The organism is Candidatus Kryptoniota bacterium (assembly GCA_036567965.1).
Classification (GTDB): domain Bacteria; phylum Bacteroidota; class Ignavibacteria; order Kryptoniales; family JAKASW01; genus JAKASW01.
This window is the reverse complement of the sequence record DATCTN010000010.1, coordinates 37,804-62,368: the sequence shown is the minus strand read 5'-3', so window position 1 is coordinate 62,368 and position 24,565 is coordinate 37,804. Positions and strand designations below refer to the sequence as shown.

The following is a 24,565-nucleotide window of genomic DNA, read 5'->3' as shown; positions in this document are numbered from 1 at the left end:
GAGTTCAAGCCCCGTCAATTCTGGGACGAGTCGCGGAGCTTCTTGACATTCGTGACAAAAATTTTCCGGGAGACCTCCCGTATGATTTTGTCCTCTTTCAATTTCTTTAGAATCCTCGACAGGGTCGCGCTTGCTATGCCGAGATGTTCCGCCAGATTCTTCTTTGATATCGCGAGACTGAAGAACGGCTCCGGCATTTTCACCGAGTTGTTGAGCTGGATTTCATTGAGGAGGTATCGTGCGACTCTCCCTTCCGCGCTTTCCGCGAGAAGGTCGAATCGCTGATTCAATTCCGCCAATCTACCGGCAAAGCTTTCTGAAATCCTTATGGCAAGCGCTGGATTCTTCCCGAGCAGAGAAGCGAACTCGTCCTTCGGAACGAAGAGAAGTGTGGAATCTTCAAGAGCCTGCGCGCACGAAGAATAAAATCTTGAGCCCGAAAAAAGAAACGATTCAGCAAAACTTCTATACGGTCTCAGCTTATTCAGAACGATTTCCTCACCCTCGCCGTTGAGCTTATAGACCTTCACCGAACCGCTCATCACTATGTAAAACCCGGAAAATGATTCGCCTTCCAAAAAAATAATCTGGTTCCTTCTGAACTTCCTGGTTTTAGAGATATGCGTGATAAGTCTTACTTCACTCTGAGAGAGTTTTTCGAAAATCGGGACGTCGTGCAGTGAGCTGTTCTTCTCCATTCCTTTCAAACCTTGCCAGCGATGAAGCGTTGAATACTCTCCGTGAAGTTTGTCCGTCCGAGGGGGACAGACCTGCAGAATTCATCTGATTGAAATTTATGAGCCTCTTTACCAAGAATCAAACTGAGGAGTGTCGACTTACTTGGCCTTTGAGTGGATCTGTTTAATTGTCCCTGGTTAACGGTCAACCATCTTCATCTCTTCGAGTCTTTTTAGAAACTCATGATAGATGTGCAGGATTTTCTCCTGGTTGAGTTCAGGTTCGGTTGTCGTCGTTATGTTTGTGCCTGGCCCAGCTTGACGATTGATAGCAAAACAATACGCGACCGTTAGATTGCTTGCAGCTATTTCCAATGTGCCGTTTTCCATTTGATTTCACTCCTTTTCCGTTTGTGTCCAGAGATCAATCGAGCCGCTATTTTCGTTTGGGTGGTACTGCAAAGTCACATCAGTATTCCTTTAAGTATAACAGAAAACAAATCGATTGTCATTCCGAGTTCCTCCGAGTCTTCATTTGAAAGACGAAGGAACCTTCTATAGGTCTCCGCGGATGTATCATTGATGAATATTGAAGAAGTCTTTTCATTGTCACAAAGCCAGTATCTTTCCGACCCCTCGAAATAATAAAGAAGCTTTAACTGTCATTCGGAACGAAGTGAGGAATCTTGTGTAACTATCCACGAATGTATGATTGAAAGTGCTCTGGAATATTCCTCCTCGTCACCAAGCTAATGCTCAGATGACTTCTTGGAGTGACAACCATGTCTTGTCAGTTATTCCGTGTGAAGCGAAGAACTTTCCGCAAACCTCCGCGGATGCATTGTTGATGAGTACTCAAGAGGATTTTACCTGAGGCGCCCTATCAGGGTTACCAATTCGAACCCAATACAGGATCGTGTTCGCCGTCAGAAATCCCATCCAAAGAAAAATTGCGAGAACAGGCCTGTCTGCAATTTCTGGAAATTACTTTCTATTCGCTTTCCCATATCGTACCTCAGGACGAGAACACCTCCGAGATTGAATCGTATTCCCACTCCGAAATCTCCGAGTGTTCCGTCATAGGAATCGTCCCACGCTGCCCCTGCATCGAAGAAGGCTGCGCCGCGTATGGAGGTAAACAGAACTCCTCCGATCGGGAATTTGATGTTGAGCTCATCGATAAGCGGAAAGCGCAGCTCCTGGCTGGCAATCCAGATTTTTTCACCCCTTATTCCCCACAGCGGCCATCCTCGAAGATCCCAGCTCCCGCCCATAAAAAAACGGCGAGACTGTGGACCCTGATTATAGAGAATTGCCTCCCGCGTGGCAAATGCAACCATCCCGCTGATCCTGAAGTACCGCCGGTAATCAAGCATCAGAGTGAAATAATTTACCGAGCCGTATTCAACGTCGGTGGTATACGCCAGACTTCCCAGAAGTCTATGGCCGTCGAGTGGTCCCGTCGGCCCCCACAAAGAATTATCTTCGACGAAGGCCACTGAATTCGAAAACAGAAGTGAATTCCTTTCGCCGAATCCGTAAAACAATTCCTTGTAAGTGTTCGAAAGGCTGGTGGTCGCCTCGATCCGATCGAATCTCGAGAGAGGATAACTCAATGAGAAATACCCGCCGAATGATCTTTCATAAAAATACACATCGGGATCGGTAAGGTCGTACTCCCTTCCTGCAAAATTGAAGATGCCGTACGCGTAATTCATTCTTTGCGCGAGAGATATTCTGGAAACCGCGATGTTGAAACTTTTGAGAATCTCGTCCTGGGATTCGGCAGTATTGAAGAGGAGGAAGTAATACTGCTCGTTACCCAGCATGTCGCTGAGTGCCATTGCCGCACCGCCGGAAGTGCCGAAGACCGGATCGGTTGAGATCTGACTCTCAGCTATGTCGATGCTGTACCTCGGCACATACGGTTGTGCCGGGACTACGCCGTTAGGAGAGTACGCGGCCGCGTTCCACGACGTGTCGTAAATCCCGGTGGCAAAAACGACTCTTCCTTCCGCGTTCCTGACTTTCTCGTCGACGCTATCGATCATTCTTATCTGAAAGCTGTAGTTCTCAAATGTTGAGAAGATAATCGCGGTCGAGCCTTGTTGCGCAAAATTCGGATTGAAAGCTGCCGTCGCAAAATTCGTGATCCTGTAGGACACTGTCGAGTCGATCGCGAGCAAGTCGAAGGCCGGCATTACAAATATATTCTGACCGCCTCCGCTGTTTCCGACGTAGACAATCTCCTTCCCGTCGCCTGACCACGCCGGCGCGTAATCGGACTCCCGGCCTTTAGTCAGATAACGGATTTCACCGTCCTTCAGATCAATCAGAAACAGATTATAGTATCCCTCGGCGCCGAATATCGTCCTGTCTGACGAGAACACGACGCAGTTTCCGTCCGGTGACCACGCAGGATCGCGGTCGTCGTAGTAACCATGAGTGAGTTGTCTTATAAGTCCTGATTGAAGATCATACGAATACAGGTTATAAAAGCCCGCTATCGTCGCGCCGGACAAGACTATCCGGTCGCCGTTCGGGGAAAACGAAACCGAACCGATTCGTACTATGTTCTCGAGCCTCTTGTCCGCGACGATAGAATTATTTTCGATGTCATATAGATGCAGGACATCCGTCTCCCCGCTCTTCGAAACAAATGCCAGGAGCCCATTGTGTGATACGGCCATTCTATCGGACGGGAGCTGGAACGACTCGAACTCTGTGGTACGCTCCCCTTTTATCACAATTTCCGGTTTCGTGGTGCTGTCGAGCGGCTGGCGGTAAACGTCTGTGTAACCGTCGTGGTTACCAATATAGAACACGAGCCTTTGACCGTCTTGTGTCCTATAGAATACCGGTGAGTCGTTGAAACCCTCCGAGAAAATATTACGGCTTACCCTGGAGGGAAGATCGTGCGTGGAGAGAAGCGGGTAATATTTCTTTTGAAGGCCGTAAATCCAACTCTTGTCAAATTCGGCGTAGTTAAGCCCGATTGTGATCTTCATGTCTTCCGAAAAGCTTGAGGCCTTCCAGAAGTTTTCCATCAACATGAGAATCTTGTCGTCGCCGTAATTTTCTGAAATATATTTCAGAATGTTTTGCCCCTCTTTGTACATCAGAAACGTTCCGTAGATATCTTCCATTCGTGACAATGGAACCAGGTATCCGCTGAGCACCGCGTCGCGCATCACCATCTCCGCCTGGTCGTCCCAGTTCGTTGACCAGAACTCGGCGAGACCTTCGGAGAACCAGAGCGGGACGTCCCGGTCGGTCGGGATGCGATGATCGTGCAGCACCCTGTAAATCTTGGCAGCCGTGAATACGTGAATGAGCTCATGACGGATGACATGCTTCAATTGAAAGAGCGATCCCTCGTATGGGATTACCACACGCCCTTTCATGTACTCAAAGAATCCTCCGACCCCTTCGGGTATGAATCCAGGAATTGTATTTGTTTGTTCGAAGTAGAGGTGGGAGGAGTAGAGAATAAGTGGAATGCGGGATGTGATATTGATATCGAACTTGTTCTCAAGATATATGTATCCCTCTTCCGCTATTTCCGCGCTCTTGTTCGCGAGCTCGGTCATCTCAGGATAAAAATATATTTCGAAATGCGGAGTCCGCAGCGTCTGCCATCGAAAATCTGTGTACTGAACTTTATTCTCGCCGAAGTAATAAAACTGCGGGAGACCGATGGACGGGAGGAGGAGGACGAGGCAGAACGGGAGTATTTTTTTCAAGGCATCCGTAAGTTGGGGAAACCGAAAGTCATTCGCAATACCGGGTTCATGCGAAGGGCAATTCAGTGGGAGAGCACCCTGCCTGACTGAAGTTAGGTTGTCAGCTCAAGTCGTTAGTGTAATTCACTCAACCGTCTTTTGAGTGTATCGATGTTTCTTACTGGAGTAGGATCTACGCCCTTCTTCACCGCCAGGTAGAAACTCGTCCAATCTCCCAAATGTATCAAGCTGAAGATTCTCGCGAGAAGACTTTTTCCCTGAGATTCAACTTCGATAACATCGGCAGCATAAGGTCTGATTATCTCCTTCACGAAATCGAATCGCGCTTTCACGCGCGGATGATCATCCCTGTCCTTCAGGTAAATAACGAAAAATCGCTTGAGCAGATCGGGCAGAGTCGAATAGCCGACGATTTCATTGTGGTTCATTTCCGGGAAGAGGTTTCCATACGCAACTGTCTTGGCGTTTTCCGAAATCTGTCCTCTCCACCTGAGATTGACAGCGTCAAATCTGTCGGCCGCAGAATAGACAATCGGAAGAGACTCCCCTATTTTTTCTGCAAGCTGTAGCGGGAGCGGACTTCTCTCATAATCCGAATATTCCGCGCTGAGCTTTCCTAAGAGATCGATAACCTCCTTTGTCTCTGCAGGTTTCGACTTCAGAATTCCTATTTTCTGAAACTCGATGAACAGCGTGAAGAACGAATAACCGAGCGCAGCGCGCGGAGGGAGCCCACCGGGTATCTTTATCCAGTCATGTTTCAATTTGGCCGCACTCTCTCCGATCTTTCCGCCGGAGGAAATGACAATAATTTGAGCGCCTTTCTTTCTGGCATTCGAATAAGCCGAAATGGTTTCCTCGGTACCGCCGGAGTAGCTCGACACCACAACGAGCGAATTCCTGTCGACAAATTGCGGAAGATCGTAGCCGCGGTTGACCTGGATGGGTATCTTCACTTGTCCGGCGGCGTAGCTTCTCAAAATATCTCCGCCTATGGCTGATCCTCCAAGTCCCGTTATCACCACATTTCTGACTCTCGAGGTTGTTGTTTTCAATTTCGCCTTCTTAGCGATACTTACTGCCTCGGCCGCTTGATCCGGGAAAGATTTTATCAGCGAGTACATTTTCGAGTTGTCGACTCTTTCAATATCAGAGGTGGTGATCAATATATTCCTCGCTTATAGTTGCGTAGTAAATTCGTTCAAAATAAGTCCGCAGGTATTCGTGCAGACTCTTTTTTATCTCATTGACGGAATCTATCTTCACAATTTGCCTGGCGAATTTTCTCGCAGTTTTGTAATTCGTGCTTCTTACAATTTTCCTGAGGACTGGAAGGATGGCGCTGACGGCACTGAACTCGTCAAGGCCCATTCCGAGGAGCATTACAGTCGCGAGCGGGTTGCCGGCCATTTCTCCGCACATCGCCACCTTCACTCCGGCATCATGACCGGAATCGATGACCTGTTTTATTGTCCTCAATACCGCCGGATGAAACTCTTCATAAACATTCGAGACAAGATCATTCGTGCGATCAACTGCCAGAAGGTATTGTGTTAGATCGTTTGTCCCGATACTGAGAAACTTTACGTGTTCGGCAAGTTCCCTGCTGATAATAGCGGCCGAGGGGATTTCGATCATCACCCCTACTTCTATATTCTTGTCGTACTTTATTCCTTCGGAATCGAGGGATTTTTTTGACTCCTCGAGGAGTACGTTTGCTCTCGCGACCTCTTCAACGGTCGCGACCATCGGATACATTATCTTGCATTTGCCATAGGCGCTAGCACGGAGGATCGCTCTGAACTGATCTTTGAAAAGATCCGGTCGGTCCAGCATCATCCTTATCCCCCTCCATCCGAGGAAAGGGTTGGACTCCGCGTGATCGCCTACGAACATTTTGTCGCCCCCGATGTCGTATGTCCTGAACACGACCGGGTTCGGTTTAATCCCTTCAACCGCCTCTTTGAAAATCTCAAATTGCGCCTCTTCGTCCGGAATCGAATCGGAATCGAGGATGAGCGGTTCGGTTCGGAACAGACCGATCCCCTCCGCTCCATGCGGCTTCAGAAGCGGGATTTCCTGGAGGAGCTCTACATTGGCCTCGATAAGAACCCGTCGTCCGTCGGTGGTCCTCGCCGGTTCGGCAACTTCTGAAAGCAGATCGCTGTCGAGCCTCTCGCACCACTCTTTTCTTTCGGAATATTTCCTGACGGTGCCTTCCTGCGGATTAACTACTATGACGCCGCGGTAGCCGTCTATCACCATATCCATCCCGTCGCACACGTGTTTCGTTGCTTCCTTCAATCCTACAACGGCGGGGATCCCGAGAGACCTGGAAAGAATGGACGCATGCGACCTCGCCCCGCCGAAGTCGCTCACATAACCGATGACTGCATTCCTGCTAAGAAGAACCGTGTCAGCAGGGGTCAACTCGGTCGTGACGACAATCGGAGTCCCTTCAAACCTCGACCGCAGTTTGGCCTCGACGAGGTTCCTGAGTATCCTGTTCTTGATATCCTCTATTTCGAGAGCACGCTGCTTGAAGACTTCGCTGTTGCTTTTCTTGAGGTGCGCGATCTGTTTCGCAAATTCCTGGGCGACAATATATTCCGAATTCTTTTTTTCTTTCGTGATCCTTTTCTTGATGCCTTCGACAAAAATCGGATCGGAAATCATCAAGAGCTGAGCCTCAAAGATCATCGCCTTCTCCCCGCCCACCTTCTCGAAAGCGGTCTTATAGACTTTTTCCAGCTCGTTCTTCGACCGCTCTATCGACTTCTGAAGCCTGTCGAGCTCCGATGCGGGGTCCTCGATTGTTTTTTCCTGAACAATGACTCCGTCCTTCTTCAGCACGACAACTTTCCCGATTGCGATCCCCGGAGAGGCGGGAATACCGCGCAGGACTAGTTCGTCAGTCCGGTTTATGTTGTTGATCGGGTCAGGGCTCATCGAAGCCTTTGTCGAAGAATTCCACGAGTGTTGCGAGCGCCTCTCTTTCGTCTTCACCGTCAAAAATGAGAAGTATCCTGGCTCCCTGCTCCGCAGCCAGCGTCATCACGCCGATAATACTCTTCCCATTCACACGATATCCCTCCCGTTCGAGGAAGAACTCCGACTTAAACTTCGCGGCCATTTTGACGAGCGTCGCCGCTGGGCGCGTATGGAGCCCGAGTCGATTTTTCACGACCACTTCCTGTTGAACCATCAAAATTTTCTCTGCACCAGCGAGTTTGCGAGTTCAACAAGTGCGTCCTTTCCCTCGGACTTCCTTAATGTGTTCAGTGTTTCCAGTGCCCGGCCGGTATAATTTTCCACCTCGCGCATGGCAGCGTCAAATACCCCGGCAGAGCGATATGCTTCCCTGACGGACACGATATCCTTTTCCGCTACAACCGGTTTTCTGTACGCGACATTTACTATTTCAAAGACGTTGTCGTCCATGATCTGCTGCGCCTTGAGGAACATGAAACTCTTTTTCTTCTCGATAATATCGAGGCCTCTCGGTTTTCCGAATCGCTCCGTATCGCCTTCCAGATCGAGTACGTCGTCGAGAATCTGGAACGCGATCCCGATATTTAGTCCGTAATCGCTGAGGAGCCGGACGTGGTTTGGAGTTCCGCCGCCGAGTAGCGCGCCCAGTCCGCCAGCCGCAGTAAGAAGTGCACCGGTCTTCTTCGCTATCATGTTAAGATAATGAGAAAGAGATGTATCCGTACACTTGCTCAGGTGCTCATCGAGTGCCTGGCCGTCGCACACTCTCTTCACGCTCAGGTTGAATATCTTTAAGGCCTCTCTCAGATTCTTCTCACCGCACTTCTCCAGACAATCATATGCGAGAGCCATCATCAGGTCGCCGACCAAAATGGCCGTGTTGACGCCGTTTTTGACGTGGACCGTCTCCTTTCCCCGCCGCGTGTCAGCATTGTCCATGATATCGTCATGGACGAGGGTGAAGTTGTGCAGAATCTCGATTGCCGCCGCCCCGCGCAGGACATCATCGTTTGCCTCTCCGACAGCCTCGGCAGCAAAGACCGTCACAAGCGGTCTTACTCTCTTTCCTCCCATGGAGATGACATACGCGATCTTGTCCTTCAATGGAGAATCGGGGACAAGTTCAAGTGAGCGTTCAAGTTCACGCTCAATTGTTATCCTGTGCTTTTCAGAATACGACGTGAAATCTTTCAAGCCATGACCTTCACGATTTTCGCTTTCTTCAACCTGTCAATGCTGCTACAACCGGTAAGGAACATTACACCTTTCAATTCGTCGACCCAGCGGTCGAATTCTTTAGTCAGTCCGTCGACACCACTTCTGTCCAGGGCTTTCAGGAATGGTTGCGCCGCGGAGCACAAGTCTGCGCCAAGCGCAATCGATTTGGCGACATCGATCCCGTCACGTATTCCCCCGGAGGAAATCAGCTTAATCTTCTTTCTCCCGGGGAGTGCATTTACCCCGACCAGTGCATCTGCTGTCGGTATTCCCCAGTTCCAGAATTTCCTGCCCAATCCTTCTTCTTCGCGCCGGAGAGTTTCGATTGCAGCCCAGCTGGTTCCGCCGGAACCGGAAACATCGATGGCCGAAACACCGGCATCAATCAGTCTCTTCGCGGGAGCCGCGCCGATACCTGCTCCGGTTTCCTTCACTATGACCGGGATCTTCAGTTTCCTGACAAGCTGCGCAATCCCTCTCAGCACGCCCTTGAAATTTCTGTCGCCTTCTGGTTGAATCATTTCCTGGAGAGCGTTGAGGTGAATTGCCAGCGCGTTTGCCTCAACCATTTCGATAATTCTCGAGGCCACGCTCATCGCAGAACCGTCCGTTATCTGAGCCGCTCCGATATTTGCCATCACGAAAATCTTGTCGGCGGTCCGCCTTACGATCTTAAAAGACTCCAGGTAGTCGCTATTCGACAAAGCCTGCCGCTGGCTTCCGACCCCCATCCCGATATTTTTCTGCTTACAGAATTCCGCGATCGTTTCGTTGATCTGTTCCGCCCGCTTGAATCCGCCGGTCATGGAAGAAACCATAATGGGCGCGGAAAACTTATGAGAGAAAAATTTCAATCCCGTGTCGATGGAATCAAAGTCTATTTCTGGAAGGGCGTTATGGACAAATTCGAATTTCTCAAACCCTGTGGATTTCTGATAATCAACCTGCTGATTGAGGACTATATCGACATGATTTGCTTTGCGATTAGAAGTCTGATCCATTGTATGAGAAAAAATAGGTGTGCCGGGAAAAATATGCAAGATAAGGTGAAACAACCGGGATGAGGTGGAACACTCATCCCTCAGCAACAGATTTTTTTGGGTAGACCCGACGACTTTGAACTAACACCTAAATTTTCCGTCGATCTACCTGTTACGAAGCGCCTTTCAGAAACCGAACTCAGAGTTCGGTTCAAGAAGAAAAGTCAGTGAAGTGTTGCTCCAGCGGGCCGCGCAGAAACAACACTCCACAAATTGAATTTAGAATCTACGGCGTCCGCCGCCGTCGTTTCTCCTCGGACCCCCGCGACCGCCGCCGCCGCCGCCTCTTCGGTCGTCAGTACGAGGACGGGCTTCATTGACGTTGAGAGCTCTTCCTTTCAAATCCTTTCCGTTCAATCCGTTGATCGCCGCCTGGGCCTCTTCCTTCACCGGCATTTCGACAAAAGCGAATCCGCGATACTCGCCGGTGAACTTGTCTTTGATGATGTTGACTGTCGAAACCTGACCAAACGCAGCGAAGGCCTCGCGCAACTCATCCTCGCTCAGTTCTCTCGAGATGTTGCCTACATAAATGTTCATCTTTACTCCTAAAAAGTTATTGGATTTGAAATTACCCGTCCCATGCTGTGCTACGCACGAGTCTTCAAGGTATCAACGGGTTGAGATCCAACAGTCATCAGTCTGGCCCGTGTGTGATACGACCTTGCTCGTACTGCTTCCTTCCTCGAATCCAACTTCTCCGACTGATCTCATCTTCCACCGTTTGAGTTATGATAATAAATCGGAGAATAAAGAACAAATCCATAATAAACGAACATATGCCAGGTGTGGCCCGTTTACGCACTGGAAATCACGCCCAATTCACCTAAATTTCAGGGATGAAAACAAAACCACATATCCTGGTATCAAATGACGACGGAATCGACTCACCCGGACTCCTGACTCTTGTGAAAGCTCTGAAAAGATTCGCACAAGTCTCAGTCGTGGCGCCGAGCATTCAACAGAGTGCGATTGGACATGCGATCACGATGAGGACTCCATTGAGGGCTCACGAGTTTCATCGCGACGGCAAGATGTTCGGTTACGCAGTGGATGGCACACCTGCAGACTGTGTGAAGCTGGCAATAAAGAGACTCGTTAAACAAAAATTAGATCTCGTCATCTCCGGAATAAATGACGGACTCAATACAGCGGTCAACGTCATTTACTCGGGGACCGTAAGTGCCGCAACCGAAGGCACGATACTCGGAATCCCCTCTATCGCGGTGTCGCTCGAGTATACTCTCAAACCAAATTTCGAGTTTGCGGCGAAGGTTGCGGTGAAATTCGCGAAGTTCGTCATCAAACGCGGATTGCCGAGAGATACGATACTGAATATCAATGTCCCTGCGATCCCGGCGAGTAGGATCAAAGGAATCAGATTTACGCGCCAGGGCAGATCAAGATGGGATGACGAATTCTTTCAGAGGAAGGATCCGAAGAACCGCGACTATTTTTGGCTCGCGGGCAAAATGCACGTCTTCGATCGTGATCCAGACGTAGACCAAGTCGCACTTAAGTCCGGATATGTTTCCGTTACGCCGATCCACTTCGATCTGACACATCACGAGTTTCTCGACCAAATGAAGAGAGACTGGGAAGGAAAAATCAGGCTCTGACGGGCGTTCAGGCACCCCGTGCAAAATTCCGTCGTTGAATTACTCTACAATCTCGATTTCGTGTGTCATGCTGACTGCATGTCTCAGCGTTCCCGCTACAGAGCAATACTTATCCTGGGATAGAGAAACAGCGTGTTCGGCATCTGCTCTTTTCACTTCACCATGAATGATGTACTTGACGTGGATGTTGGTGAAGACTCGCGGAGGATTCTTCGCCCTCTCACCTGACACTTCGACTTCGAGCCGCTTCATGCCGGAGCGTTTCTTTTTCAAAATGAGTTCGACATCGATGGCAGTGCAGCCGGCGAGAGCGATCAATACGAGCTCCATCGGTCCGGTGCCAGCGCCGCTTCCGCCTTCCGACGGGGATGTGTCGACCGGAACCCAATGATTCGATTCTCCCTTCCCGACGTAAGCATTACCCTCTACCTGCTTAAGAACAATCTTCATTTCTCTGATGCCAGTTCTGAGATGACGCTCTCGAAAGTTGATGCCGGCCTGTAACCGACAAATGCTTCCCTCACATAACCTTTCTTGTCAACGATGAACGTTGTAGGAATCCCTCTGATTCCACCGTAAGCGCCGACAACTTCTTCTGTCGCGAGCACAACGGGATAGTTGATACCATATTGTTTCATGAAAGGAACCACATCTTTTAGTCCGCCCGCGTCGACAGAAACTCCTATCATCTGCAAGCCCGCGTCTTTGTACTTTGAATAAAGTTTGATGAAGTCCGGAATCTCAGCTTTGCATGGCCCGCACCAGGTGGCCCAGAAATCGACGATCACTACCTTTCCGCGGAAGTCAGAAAGTCTGATTGACTTCCCGTCGGTCGATGTCAGCGCGAAGTCCGGGGCCATCACATTTTCGCCTGCCATCATCCCCGCATCCGCAGCAGCAGCAGCAATCTGAGGAGCCCCGGAAGACGCTCTCGTCTTGTTGACGTAAACGGCACCTATGATCAACGTAACGATTGCGACAACTATAAAATGGAGATTCCTCTCAACGAGACTCTTTTGCTTGATCTTCTTTGTCATTCTATTTCACCTCGTTTACAATTTTCTCTAAGATTTTCTCGACTTCCAATGGGACTGAGCCAAGGTGGGCGTCGGGGAACAATTCGCTTATGATGGTAGGAAACATCGTGATTACAAAATTTATCCTGAAAACAATTTTCTTTAAACCCATCGGGATCTTCACAGCTTCTCCGCCAGTACAGCATAATATCGCGAGTTCAGGTCCCCTCCCCGGATCACCTTGAATCGAGACTTGTCAAGCAGCCTCTCAACTTGTGTCCGCGTAAGTCTTTCGCCGGCAGGAGGTCCATGACGCGTATATTCCTTTCGCCATTCTATGAGAAGAATTCTGGCACGTTTTTTCATCGTTCTTCGGATCTCCGACAGGAGTCTTTGCGCATCATTTTCGTGAAGTATTGCGCTCGCTATTGTAAAATCCACCGACGATGCCGGCACGTCAAATTTGTACCCGTCTTTTGTATGGACAAGGCATACATTTTTGGGAAGTCTCTTCCTGCTCAGCAACGCCAGCATGTCTCTGGACACATCGACACCGTACGCCATGGCCGGGGGACCGACGACCCTCGCAGCAGGGATGAGAAAGTATCCGGTTCCCGCCCCGATGTCCGACACTGTCATTCCCTTTTTCAATCCAAACGATTTGAGCGTCGCTGTCGGCGGAAGGATCTTTCGCCTGTAACTCGAGTCAAGGCGCGAGTGGTGCTTCGCTTCGAACCGATGACCGTGATCCATTATGTTTAATGAGCTTTCAATAGATGTGGGAGCGCCGGTTCACGAATTATTCTTTCGTGCACACATAAATTCAATTCGATTGAAGTGTCCTAGTAATCTTTTCAACGATGACTTTTTTTGGAACCGCGCCGATTATTCTGTCAACCATTTTGCCGTCTTGAAAGAAACCGAGAGTGGGAATGCTCATGATGTTATATTTGACGGCGATATCCATGTTATCATCCGTATTCAATTTGAACACCTTCAGTTTTCCCTCATACTCTTTGGCGATCTCTTCGACTATCGGGGCGACCATTCTACACGGTCCGCACCACGGCGCCCAGAAATCTACTACGACAGGAGTTTTGGAATCGAGAATTTCCGCCTGGAAGCTTGCCGTTGTCGCTTCATTCACGTTTGCCATTTCTTTTCCTTTCTTATGCTCGCTTTCAGATTATTTGATGAAAAATCCCTCGCGAGGATTCAGAAATATAACACTTGCGACGAAGTATTAGTTTTCGGAAAGGGATTTGCTGAAGCGGTCAAAGGGACTAACGGGAGAAATATGGAGAAACCAGGGCGTCCGGGCTTGCGGGCGCCCCGACTTTTACTTTTGCCACAGGTACTGAAGCTTCACGAAGAACTGCTGCACGGTCTTTTGTACTCCATAAGGCGACCCGAAGTCCGTGAAGTTGTGATCCGACCCCGCATAGAAGACAGTGAATGGATTGAGTTTGTAGCTTATCATCGGGTCTATCTGAATCTGCTTCGCGAACTCGTCGTACTGGCAGATCAATCTCACGAACAGTTCGGGCGAGAATTGATAGACGACGGCACTCCGTGCAATATACCCATCGTAGAATAAATCCTCACTCGATGCCGCCCAGAGCCGCGAGCGGGCATATGTCATGTCGACGGAGAACTTATCGGTCGGTTTCAGGATCAATTCAGCCCAGAAGTTGTTTCCTCTCCCGAGTTCTGGATTGTCGGCGCGGTTTATAAATCTGCCGACCGAACACCAGAAATCGAACTCGAGTCCTCTTGTCGGCCTGGAATTCACACTGACCTCAGTGTGATACAACTTCGTGAACGACACGCCGTGGAAGATTTCGTCGAGGATCGGATAGTAACCCATCCATATGCTCGTTTGCCCTTTCAGTTGAGCCTGAGCCTGAAGCTCCGTCCACACGCCTTTGCGTGTGCCGAGGTCATTGAATACTAAGCCGGAGCTCGACTGCACAGATGCGTTCTCCACAATGGTTTCCGAAGGATAAACCGTGTACCCGTTCCAGTACTGGATAACTTTTCGATTTGTCGAGGTGACGAAACCGTCCTGCGCCTGGAACAGCGGAGAGCAGGTAGAAGCGCCCAGGTCGAAGCTGTAGTCGCGGGCATTCCGTTTGAGATCGATTTGCGCACCGCTCCCGTCGTATTGTTCGCCGTTGAATGTCGCATCGAAGTGCGTCGCGCCGAATTTCCTGTCGTTCGTGAAGAGAGAAGGATCGTTTATCTCCTTCGTGTTTGAATAGAGTGCCTGACCGACTAGATAGTAGTTTCCCCCGAACAGAAAATTCCAGTCTGCTCCACCCATGTAGTTATGGGCGTTCGTAAAATTCCTCGCAGTGCCGAGAACCCCTATGAAAGACTCACTTCCAAAATCATATTTAGCGCGAACAACGTTGCTCAGCGACTTCAGGGAAGTACTCACGAAATCACTTCCCTCTTCGCCGGGTACGATAAATGGGGATTGTCTGTCCTCAGCGACCAGATATGCGACGGAGAACGAACCCGCTTTGGAAGTCATCTTAGCGGAAGCGACCGGGTCGTTTATCATCCTGGAGTAGAATGCGCTTACCACGGTATTGAAAAGATCCGCACCTTCCAGGAAAAACGGGCGCTTTTCGGGATAAAATATCGCGAACGTATTGTTTACACTTATTTGAGTCGCATCGGATTCTATTTGACTGAAATCCGGGTTGAAGACGCCGCCAAGCATAAAAGATGAAGATGGCGCGTATTTCAACCCGACTCCGAACCTACCTATCACGGGACCATTGCTGTATTCGGAGTTTGGATCGCCTGTATCGTTGAGCGATCCAGTCTGGACACCCATCGCGTACGGCAGCACTTCGAGATTGTTTGACGACTCAATTCCGTTTACCCCGTCGATTGTACCGCCCTGGCACAGGATGCAAGGATTGTTTCTGTCTATCGGCGTCCAAGTGAAAAGGTACCGGCTGTCGCGCGGGTACACACGGAGGAATTCAACCATCCAATGTTGATCGGGAGTAGACGGGAACCTCATACTCTTAAATGGTACGGCAATCTCAACGGTGTAGCCAGAATCGCTGATGGCGCCCATAGAATACCAGACGGCGTCGAAGCTTGCGTCCTCATTGTTGGAGGTCCTCATCGCGTCGAATTGTACGCTCTGGGGATTTGAGAAGAACTCGTAGCCGCTTTGCATCTGTCCGTACGTATCGAGAATGACGCCGACAAAGTCATCATCCGTCATTTTGTCTCGGTCGGTTACGTGAGACCTGATCAAGTGAGCGCTCGAATCCTGACAACTGAATCCGAAATAAATATATTCTGAATTATAAAGGACGTAAACGTTGGTTCTTTCACGAGCAGGGATGTTTTCACCGGGCTGAATTTCATAGGCCACTTCAACAGGTGGTGCGAGTTTCCATGCTGGATCAGATAACTTCCCCGTGAGATCGATATTTCGTTCAATTTTTACCGCGGAAACGTGAAATTTGTCCCGGTTCATCGACTCGTAAGCGAAGGCTGACGCCGTAAAAGTGGTCACTAACAACCAGGAGAATCCGATAAAGCACGACCTGCAGAAGAGCCTCTTCCCGCCTATGCTGCCCTGCCTTCTTTTCATCTTCTCATCCCTGACTTTCATTTGCCTGACATTAAATGGTACGAATGGGATTCAGAAAAGGTTACCGGCTTCCATCTTCTTTAGAGTGGAGCCCTAACAGGTGATGCTGTTTCAGATATGCCAATTGTTGTCGGACCCGGATGGTGGCATAGTCTTCACAGTCGCATCGATCGACGGCCTACTCGTCAGGCCAACGAGATTCCCAACGAGTTCTTCCTCTGGGGAGCACGACCAGCGATGCGGCCTTCTCATATGGTGTAACTAACAGATGAGAGAGATTTTAATATTTAAGTAACAATACAAGAGCGAATGCGCATGAGAGTCCGCTCTTTGAATCAATCGAGCTGGTGACTCGAGCTCTACCTTTGTCATTCATGTATATGATCCATCGTGGAAGGTATATCGATCAGCGTGAACGATTTTTATCATTATGGTGCCCACAACCACACTTTCTCGATTCAAAGAAATCATTAGCGATTTTGATGTCAACGGCATTTGATCATTAACAATTTGTTTCACCAAAAAGAGTATTCTGGTAATCTTCAGTTAACACTCCCTCTGTATTTTCATTCAGTAGATCAGCATGATCTATCCACCGCAAGCTTTTGGTAATAGCCGAGAGGTTTAAATTTAGAAATGCGTTACAGGAGTGAGGTGAGGACCGCCTCATCGAAAATACCGTTAGCAATTCTATTTTCGTTTTCTTTTTTGGCTTTCAGTGGATCATGGGCGGGGATAATCAAAGGTCATATTAAGGAGAAGAAGACCGATACGGCAATTGTCGGTGCGGATGTCTTTATAGAAGGTACGAGTCTGGGCGAAGTCACGGATTCGAACGGGGATTATGTCATTAGTAATGTTCCTGCCGGGGTTTACAAGATCGCCATTTACGCGATTGGGTACAATAGTGCAGAGAAGGAAATAAAAATACTAAATGACACGGCCGTACTGATCGTAGATTTTTCGATAAAGGAAAAGCCGATCACGCTTAGCGAGACGGTGATCGAGGGAAGAACAAATAATGAACTTGAAACAACGGCGCGGGCTACAGAAAAGAATTCGGGAAATATTGTCAATGTTATTTCGGCACAAGCAATTGAAGAATCCACAGACAGGACAGCCGCCGATGCGCTCCAACGTGTTTCCGGAATGTCGCTGATTCGAAACAACCAAGGTGAAGGACAATATGTCGTCATGCGCGGGCTTGAGCAGCAGTACAACAATACCCTGGTTGACGGCATTAAGATACCAAGTCCTGAAGCGAAAGATCGATTCGTTCCCCTGGATATTTTCCCATCGGCCCTATTTGAACGAATCGAGGTGGAAAAAACCCTGACACCGGACGTCGCTGGAGATGCAATAGGTGGATCGACAGACCTCATTTTGCGAAAGGCTCCTGAGGATCTCGCTTTTTTTTTCAACGCGGCAAGCGGAACGACTTCGGGTGTTTTAGGCAGCAGCTTCAGCACATTTGACAGAAATACCATCAACGATCTCGATCCGGAGCGAATGCATGGGACCGTGAACGCTGATGATCCGACCAATCAACTCAAACCTCGTTATAACCCAACAAGCGCGGATTTTACTTCTTCGAATCTAAAATTTTCGAACAGAGCAGGAGTTCCCGACGAACTCTTTTCCGGCCTTATCGGAAATCGCTTCTTCGATAATCGGTTCGGAATTATGGCCGCCGGGAGTTTTCAAAATACATACGATCATGTTCCTGTACAGTTCTATTCCAATGTTACCACGAATATCAACAAGGTGGACAGTGATAACCATCTAACGCCTTATGCATCAACATATTTCAGCCACGATTACTATACGAATACCATCCGGGACGGTGCGGTCGTAAATGCAGACTTCATCGCGAGTGAAGGTCACGAGCTCTCAGCGACCTACATGTATGTCAATCAACAAGAAGCCGAGACCCGTCACGGCACCGAAACCACTATTGACGGAACCCGTGGAGCGGCAGATCTTACTTATTCACACAGATCTGCTTTACGGACTCAAGACATTTCCAGTTATTCCATTGGCGGGAAGCATTTCACCGACTCGCCTTTGTCGTTAACCTGGACTTTGAACTACACCGATGCCTTGCAGGATCGACCGGATGAGGCAGAGTACTCCGTCTTGCAGAATTACGACGCTCAGGGAAATCTCTCTCCCATCTTGGGTTTAGCAGACATAACTCATGATTGGAGAAGAAACGATGACCGACAGTATCTCGGTAGGCTGGATGGAACGATTCATGTGACTTCAGATGGAACACAAACCCTGCAAGCCGGGGCGGTGGTACAGCAACTCAAGCGCGCAAATTACGAGGACGATTACAAACTGAATCCTTACGTCTTTCAAAGCGGTCCTTACAAAGGGCACACCGAGCCATTTACAACGATTGATAGCGCGGCTGTCACTGTATTCGGATACGGCACCACCTCCGGTACAACCGTCTACGGTTACCAAAACTATAAAGCCAGCGAGGTCCTTCTCGCATCGTATATGGAATACACTATTGTCCTGGGACAACTTCAGATACTCGGCGGAGTTAGGTGGGAGGAGGCACATGACACCTATTTTACCATGGCAACTCCTGCTGTCGGTGGGGCCCAGGCGGACGTTAAAATGGTGGATCTCCTTCCGGGAATAAATTTCAGGTATGAACTTACCCCGCAGCAAATTTTTCATTTCTCGGTAACACGAAGCATGAGCCGGCCCAGTTATTTCGATTTGGTGCCGGCTGTGGATCGGTCAGACGAGACTGAGTCGACAGGAAATCCGAATCTGCGCCAAACGAGATCAACAAATCTAGACCTCCGTTATGAATACTATCCGAATCAATCCGATGTTTATTCCGCGGGTATCTATTACAAGCACATTACAGACCCAATAGACGATCAACTCATCAGTCTCAGCGGGATAAGGTCGTCGTCAAAAGTCAACGGCGATCCCGCCAAAGTATTCGGTTTCGAAGCAGTAGTCTCAAAACATTTTGGAGAATTGGGAGTATCGGCCAATTACACTTATGTCTTCTCCAGCACTACAAGCCTGAGACAAGTGACAGTGGTTGATGCTAACGGAGATCCGGTGCAAACTTACTACAACGAGACTCGACCACTTCAATCTCAGTCTCCGCAAATCGCTAATGTTATTCTCTCATATGACAGCAAGAGCTGGGGGACATCAGCGGAAATTTCCTACAATTATACCGGGAGAAGCCTTGTCAGTGTTAGCAATTTGGACGGATACGACGTTTACAAGGATGGAGTCGGCGAACTCGATTTTTCCGGTGAACAAGCACTCTTCTTTAATCTGAGATTGAGCGTGAAACTGATCAATCTTACCAATGCTCAGGAGGTAACAGAAGTTCCTTCCGGCGATTATGTAAAGCATGCCCCGATTGTCACTGAGCGCGACCTGAACAAGATGCGCGGGTCAATAGGAATCAGCTATAAATTTTAATCTAACAATTCATCAGCCACAAAATCGCTAATAAAATTAAGGAGGAAGTATGTCGAAGTTCCTAACAACCATGTTGCTTCTCTTCTCAGTAGCTGGAGTAACACTTTCGCAAACTCTGCCGGATACGCTTACAGGCAGTGTCGAGGGAAGAACTGTTGCCAACCACACTTATGTTGTAAAAGACAGTCTAACCATTAATGCCGGCGACACGCTCACGATAAGCGCCGGTGATACACTTTTGATGAAGAACGATCTTTCAACCGGCGCCGCATGCTGGATACATATTCTCGGCACTTTCATTTGTGAAGGCACAGCATCGAATCGTATCTTGATTACAACAGCAGATGTCGATTCTGCTAAGCGCCCGGGAATGTGGGGCGGCATTGTCGGAGATTCCTGTCAATATGTGAGTGTCAAATTCTCCGACATTTATTGGGCCGGGGGCAATGACGTGTCCGGTCACGCATATCGAACGTTCGACATTTACTCTGATTTCGCAAACACGACAACGACGGTCTTTACAGACAACCTGGTCGTTGGGACCGTCGACGATTGCATCGGTCTGCATGGAGGAAACGCGAGCGTTCTCCGAAACACGATAAAGTGGTGCGGCGCGCCGGACGGAGACAACATCAATGTGAAAGCCGGCACGATAGGCGAGATCGCATATAATGTCATTTGGGCATCGGGTGGAAATGGAATCAAGGTGAACGCCGACCCGACTCTTGCCCGTTTGACCAACATGTGTATCCACAACAACACCATCGTCGCGGGGGGGTGGCGCCGCGTCGACGAACTGGGTTACGCTGTTCTTGTAGATGCAAGTGCCCGCGCTCAGATCTACAACAACATCATGGGCGACATGTACGAAGAACTTGAGATCACTGTGGCGGCCGACACTTTAAGAACTGTGTATGACAACAACCTTTATTTCTATTCGGTCGACAGCTTAAAGGGTGCGTCGAGATACTTTGCGTCCGACGGAGTTGCCAGGCAAGCGCCTCATGACATCGTTGATATCCAGGCAAGCGTTCTGTTTGAAAGCTACCAGCCATTCTTCACCAACGATTGGCTTGCACTTGACGGCTCGAACGATTACAGGCTGACAGGAGGCTCGCCTGCGCTCGGGGCGGGGTTTACTCCTCCAGCTCCATCCGGCTCAAATCACTGGTCTAATCCATACTTCAGCAATGGAACCGGCCAGCTGCCCGGCGATCCAAACATCGGTGCGCTCGGAGCATATACTCTCAGTGCCGTGGAATCGTCGACCGCATCCACGCCTTCCAGCTTTGCGCTTCACCAGAACTATCCAAATCCCTTCAATCCTATGACCACTATCGTGTATGATTTGCCAACTGCAAGTCATGTACGAATTGCGGTCTATGATATACTCGGGAGGCAGATATCGGAACTCTTCAACGGATTTCGAACGGCTGGGAGCTACTCCCAGACATGGAGCGCAGATAATTTCCCGTCCGGAGTGTACTTTGTGCGGATGGAAGCAGGGCGATTCTCTGTTGTTCATAAAATGTTATTGTTAAAGTAAGTACCTTCTGAGGCGGAAGCATATTCCCCGGTGCGGGGCAAGAGCGCCCTGCACCGGGATTTCGCTTAACTACAATGGAGTTGAAATGAAAGATAGAAACCGAATTTTGTCCACCCTTGCTGCGTTCCTTTTATTTTTCACGAGCATTGTTCCGCTTTCTGCACAGGAACGCGTCAAGATTGCACTGTGGGGCGACTCAAGAGAAAATGCGGAAAATGCCTGCTCGGACATCGCACATATCCTTCTATATAAGATCACTGATTGGGATTTCCAGGTGCACTGCGGAGATTTTACGCATGACGGAACCGATGCGGCCTGGCAGCGGAGCCTCCATTATCCCGGAGTGGACAGCATTTTCGTCAAAGGGAAATTCTTCATGTGCACAAGCAACCACGAATTCAAGAGCAAAGACGGTGAGACGAACTTCGATAAATACACCGCAGGGATATTGCCGACAAACTCAGCCAATGGATCAACACATTTCTATTCCGTTCATGTTTCTAACGTCGACGTGATCTTCTGTGACGGTTATGCGACACCTAAGAATGTCATGCAGCGCTGGCTCGACAGCCTCCTTTCTACCATCCCAGGTACCGATTGGATCATCGGCGTCTGGCATAACCCGACTTACGGCGATTTATCATACAAAGAAAGTTACGAATCCACGTGCATGTCTTGGGTGGAAAGTTTGTACAAGCATGGATGCAAGTTCATATTCAATGGCCACGCGCACATCTATCTCAGGACAAAGCCTTTAAGACCGGATGGCGGCGTCGATAAGAAGAACGGAATTGTGCACGTCATAAACGGTACAGGTGGCGCGAGCTACAAGGATCCTACACCGATTAGCGAGAAGACTGCGTTTACTCCATCAGGGAAATCCTTCCCCTGCATTACTTTCATTACGATTAAAGGCAACAAAGCCGAACTTGAAACGGTGGATGCGCGACCCGGGCACAACCTGAAGGTGATAGACGAATACGCGACAGAAAGGTAATTGTCAGTCTGAATCCTTCTGGCCTATCCTGCGATAAGTTCCAGGCCGTCCTCATCTACCGGTGCCTGAAAGCCGGACCGTGGAAATTTCTTCAGGCAGATATCTGTTTGAAAAACTGAGTTAGTAGTCTGACGCCTACTCCCGAGCCGCCGCGCGGCGAATAGTCCGACGCGTCTTCAAGCATCGCGGTGCCGGCGATATCGAGATGGACCCACGGGTAATCGCCGACGAATTTCTTCAGAAACAGCGCCGCCGTGATCGCCCCGCCCCATCGGCCGCCCGTGTTCTTCACATCCGCTATGTCACTCTTGATTTGCTTTTCATACTCCTCAAAAATCGGAAGTTGCCAAACACGTTCGTAAGTTTTTTCCCCGGCGTCTTTTAACTGCAACATCACCTCATCGGCGGTGCCGAACATTCCCGTCGCATGATGACCGAGCGCCACGACGACTGCGCCGGTCAAAGTCGCCAGGTCGATGATAGCCTTCGGCTTGTATTTCTGCGCGTAGAACAGCGCGTCAGAAAGAATGATCCGTCCTTCCGCGTCGGTGTTATCCACCTCTATTGTCTTCCCCGACATAGTTGTGACCACGTCCCCCGGCTTATATGCCGATCCGCCTGGAAGGTTCTCTGTTGCAGGAGCTAGTGCGACAACATTAACAGGAAGCTTAAGTGAGGCGACTGCCTGAATCGTCCCGATCACTGCGGCTGCGCCCGACATGTCCATCTTCATTTCTCCCATCCCGGCCGCGGGCTTAAGTGATATACCGCCGCTGTCGAATGTTATTCCCTTCCCGATTATCGCGTAAATGTCCCTGCTCTTTCTGTTTCCATAATATTCCATGATGATAAAGCGAGGTGGCTTTGTGCTTCCCGAGTTGACTGCCAGCAATCCACCCATCCTTAGGGATCGAATTTTCTTTTCGTCGAGTACCGTTACTCTTACCCGGAATGCGCGTCCCATTGCAGCGGCAGCGCGCGCAAGTGTTTCAGGGTAGATCTCGCTCGCCGGCGCGTTTGAAAGATCCCGCGCAAGGAACACGGCGTCACAAATCAGCTGCACGTCTCTCGCCGCCTTCGCGCCTATTGCCGGCTTAACATTCTCCATCGCTACCAAAATCTGTTCCACTTTAGAAGATTTCTTATCCTCCGTCAGATACTTGTCGAATTTATACGCCGCAAGTTTCGCCCCCTCAAGAAGAGAATGAACGGTCTCGTAGTCGCCACACTGTTCAACTGTCGGTTCGAGCGCGGAGATGACGATCGATTTCGCTTTCAGTGCCTGGCCGGCTTTCAGCCCTGCGGCAGCTGCACGTCTCAGGCTTTCGTTCGAGAGTTGCGACCTCTCTCCCGAACCGCAGAGTATCATGGCACGCCGATTCCCGGTCGTGTGAATTGTGAGTTGCTGTCCCTTGTCGCCTTCAAATTCGCTTCTGCTGATGGCGCTCTCGAGGATGTCTTCGTGTTTTCCCAGGAGGGAAGAAATTCTTCGCTTGCCCTTTTTCCTCTTTTCAGGAACGACGTCTTCCTTAGTCAATACTAAGATCAGGACGTCTCCGTTTACTTCGTTGGAGTTCTTCTCTTTGAATTCTACCTTCATTCTTCCTCCTTTGAAAGGATAGTCAACGCGGTAAGATCTTCGAAACGTCTTTGAGGACGGTTGAAATAGTCTCTGCAAGTCCTGCGTTGTGTATTCGTGCTCCCGCCGCGTTCTTATGGCCGCCGCCGCCGTAGAATTTGGCGAGTTCGTTTACGGGAACGTCGCCCTTCGACCTGAAACTAATTTTGACGCCGTCCGGAAGTTCCATGAAAAATATTGTTACTACCACACCTGCGATCGCGCCGGCATGATTCACAAACTGGTCCGTCTCATCGGGCATCACGTGATTCCGTTTCAGGTCCTCGATGGTGACCTTGAAGTACGAAACACGCCCGTCGTAATCGAGTTTCAGCCCAGCCAGGGCATCACCCAGCAGCTTCTGTCGGCCCGCCGAGTTCTGCTCGAACAAATTGTTGTAAACGTATGTCGGGTCGACACCCAGCTCTAGGAGATGCGATGTTATCCTGTGGATCTCCGCGTCCGTCCGCGGGAACCTGAACGAACCTGTGTCTGTCATGATTCCAGCATAGATTCCTTCAGCTATGCTCTGATCGATTAAAGTGCTGTCGTAAGCCATCATCAGCTTGTAAACTATCTCCGCAGTCGCAGGCGAGTCTAGATCAATCAACTGATAATCGACAAAATCCTGGGCGTCAAGATGATGGTCAATAATGATTTTCTTCGCCTTACTCTCAAGGAAAAACTCTTCCAAACTCCTCAGCCTGTTTGAATTGTTCATGTCGAGAGCAATCAAGACATCGGCACCGAGAATTCTTTGTCCATCCCTGTCGGGATTAAATTTCAGAATCTGGTTATCATGATCGAGAAAGACATGATTTGAGGGCGTTTCGCTGTGATTGAGTATTATGGATTCCTTGCCGAGTTTCAGAAGGAATCTGTTCAGCGCGAGCTCCGACCCGAGACCATCGGCGTCCGGATTTACGTGAGTGGTAAGGACGAACTTTTTGTTTCCATCAACGAGCTTCCGGAATATTTCCTCGCGCTCAGATTGGTCCATTCAATCTCCGTAG

The 24,565-nt window shown here is 49.4% G+C and carries 21 protein-coding genes; 4 read left to right on the top strand and 17 right to left on the bottom strand.

All coding sequences use genetic code 11. The features are described from left to right. Positions 1–14 precede the first annotated feature (14 nt). The 9 genes from VIS48_03975 to VIS48_03935 all read right to left on the bottom strand — a co-directional run bounded on the left by VIS48_03975 (position 15) and on the right by VIS48_03935 (position 10,209). Positions 15–698 (bottom strand): Crp/Fnr family transcriptional regulator, encoded by a 684-nt coding sequence (locus VIS48_03975; GenBank protein HEY9165301.1) that lies wholly within the window; start codon positions 696–698, stop codon positions 15–17. Positions 699–875: 177 nt separating this feature from the next. Continuing rightward, positions 876–1,067, bottom strand: a complete 192-nt coding sequence (locus tag VIS48_03970; GenBank protein ID HEY9165300.1) for a hypothetical protein — start codon at positions 1,065–1,067, stop codon at positions 876–878. Between the two features lie 536 nt (positions 1,068–1,603). Beyond that, positions 1,604–4,420, bottom strand: coding sequence for a BamA/TamA family outer membrane protein (locus VIS48_03965; GenBank protein ID HEY9165299.1), 2,817 nt, complete (start codon positions 4,418–4,420; stop codon positions 1,604–1,606). A gap of 113 nt (positions 4,421–4,533) precedes the next feature. Continuing rightward, the gene (locus VIS48_03960; protein HEY9165298.1) at positions 4,534–5,586 is read right to left on the bottom strand and encodes a bifunctional phosphoglucose/phosphomannose isomerase; all 1,053 of its coding nucleotides are present in this window, start codon (positions 5,584–5,586) and stop codon (positions 4,534–4,536) included. Beyond that, positions 5,570–7,369 (bottom strand): phosphoenolpyruvate--protein phosphotransferase, encoded by a 1,800-nt coding sequence (gene ptsP / locus VIS48_03955; protein HEY9165297.1) that lies wholly within the window; start codon positions 7,367–7,369, stop codon positions 5,570–5,572. Before ptsP ends, VIS48_03960 begins: the two co-directional genes overlap by 17 nt. Next, positions 7,359–7,625 carry an HPr family phosphocarrier protein gene (locus tag VIS48_03950; protein ID HEY9165296.1) on the bottom strand — a complete coding sequence of 89 codons (267 nt, stop codon included), beginning with the start codon at positions 7,623–7,625 and terminating at the stop codon, positions 7,359–7,361. Before VIS48_03950 ends, ptsP begins: the two co-directional genes overlap by 11 nt. Continuing rightward, positions 7,625–8,605, bottom strand: a complete 981-nt coding sequence (locus VIS48_03945; protein HEY9165295.1) for a polyprenyl synthetase family protein — start codon at positions 8,603–8,605, stop codon at positions 7,625–7,627. Before VIS48_03945 ends, VIS48_03950 begins: the two co-directional genes overlap by 1 nt. After that, complete coding sequence (gene fni / locus VIS48_03940) at positions 8,602–9,630, bottom strand: type 2 isopentenyl-diphosphate Delta-isomerase (GenBank protein ID HEY9165294.1); 1,029 nt, start codon at positions 9,628–9,630, stop codon at positions 8,602–8,604. Before fni ends, VIS48_03945 begins: the two co-directional genes overlap by 4 nt. A 258-nt stretch (positions 9,631–9,888) precedes the next feature. Continuing rightward, on the bottom strand, positions 9,889–10,209 hold the full coding sequence (locus VIS48_03935) for an RNA-binding protein (GenBank protein HEY9165293.1): 321 nt from the start codon (positions 10,207–10,209) through the stop codon (positions 9,889–9,891). A 299-nt stretch (positions 10,210–10,508) separates the two neighbouring features. On the opposite strand from VIS48_03935, the gene surE reads away from it, so the two are divergent. Beyond that, a complete protein-coding gene (surE, locus tag VIS48_03930; GenBank protein ID HEY9165292.1) occupies positions 10,509–11,288 on the top strand; it encodes a 5'/3'-nucleotidase SurE in 780 nt (259 codons plus the stop codon). A 39-nt stretch (positions 11,289–11,327) separates the two neighbouring features. Here the strand turns inward: surE and VIS48_03925 are convergent, their stop codons facing one another. From VIS48_03925 to VIS48_03900, 6 genes are all read right to left on the bottom strand, one after another. Further along, complete coding sequence (locus VIS48_03925) at positions 11,328–11,738, bottom strand: OsmC family protein (protein HEY9165291.1); 411 nt, start codon at positions 11,736–11,738, stop codon at positions 11,328–11,330. Next, complete coding sequence (locus VIS48_03920) at positions 11,735–12,325, bottom strand: TlpA disulfide reductase family protein (protein HEY9165290.1); 591 nt, start codon at positions 12,323–12,325, stop codon at positions 11,735–11,737. Before VIS48_03920 ends, VIS48_03925 begins: the two co-directional genes overlap by 4 nt. A 1-nt stretch (position 12,326) precedes the next feature. Next, complete coding sequence (locus tag VIS48_03915) at positions 12,327–12,476, bottom strand: hypothetical protein (GenBank protein ID HEY9165289.1); 150 nt, start codon at positions 12,474–12,476, stop codon at positions 12,327–12,329. 8 nt (positions 12,477–12,484) lie between these two features. Next, complete coding sequence (locus tag VIS48_03910) at positions 12,485–13,057, bottom strand: class I SAM-dependent methyltransferase (GenBank protein ID HEY9165288.1); 573 nt, start codon at positions 13,055–13,057, stop codon at positions 12,485–12,487. 70 nt (positions 13,058–13,127) lie between these two features. Further along, the gene (trxA, locus tag VIS48_03905) at positions 13,128–13,460 is read right to left on the bottom strand and encodes a thioredoxin (GenBank protein ID HEY9165287.1); all 333 of its coding nucleotides are present in this window, start codon (positions 13,458–13,460) and stop codon (positions 13,128–13,130) included. A 183-nt stretch (positions 13,461–13,643) separates the two neighbouring features. Then, positions 13,644–15,926, bottom strand: coding sequence for a DUF5916 domain-containing protein (locus tag VIS48_03900; protein ID HEY9165286.1), 2,283 nt, complete (start codon positions 15,924–15,926; stop codon positions 13,644–13,646). 654 nt (positions 15,927–16,580) lie between these two features. On the opposite strand from VIS48_03900, the gene VIS48_03895 reads away from it, so the two are divergent. The 3 genes from VIS48_03895 to VIS48_03885 all read left to right on the top strand — a co-directional run bounded on the left by VIS48_03895 (position 16,581) and on the right by VIS48_03885 (position 21,934). Continuing rightward, a complete protein-coding gene (locus VIS48_03895) occupies positions 16,581–19,391 on the top strand; it encodes a TonB-dependent receptor (protein HEY9165285.1) in 2,811 nt (936 codons plus the stop codon). A 49-nt stretch (positions 19,392–19,440) separates the two neighbouring features. Further along, positions 19,441–20,937 (top strand): T9SS type A sorting domain-containing protein, encoded by a 1,497-nt coding sequence (locus VIS48_03890; protein HEY9165284.1) that lies wholly within the window; start codon positions 19,441–19,443, stop codon positions 20,935–20,937. Between the two features lie 85 nt (positions 20,938–21,022). Continuing rightward, a complete protein-coding gene (locus tag VIS48_03885) occupies positions 21,023–21,934 on the top strand; it encodes a metallophosphoesterase (protein ID HEY9165283.1) in 912 nt (303 codons plus the stop codon). Positions 21,935–22,025: 91 nt separating this feature from the next. Here VIS48_03885 and VIS48_03880 read toward each other — a convergent pair whose 3' ends face one another. Together VIS48_03880 and VIS48_03875 are read right to left on the bottom strand one after the other, a co-directional pair. Next, the gene (locus VIS48_03880; GenBank protein HEY9165282.1) at positions 22,026–23,534 is read right to left on the bottom strand and encodes a leucyl aminopeptidase; all 1,509 of its coding nucleotides are present in this window, start codon (positions 23,532–23,534) and stop codon (positions 22,026–22,028) included. A 22-nt stretch (positions 23,535–23,556) separates the two neighbouring features. Continuing rightward, positions 23,557–24,552, bottom strand: a complete 996-nt coding sequence (locus VIS48_03875) for a bifunctional oligoribonuclease/PAP phosphatase NrnA (GenBank protein HEY9165281.1) — start codon at positions 24,550–24,552, stop codon at positions 23,557–23,559. Positions 24,553–24,565: the final 13 nt, after the last annotated feature.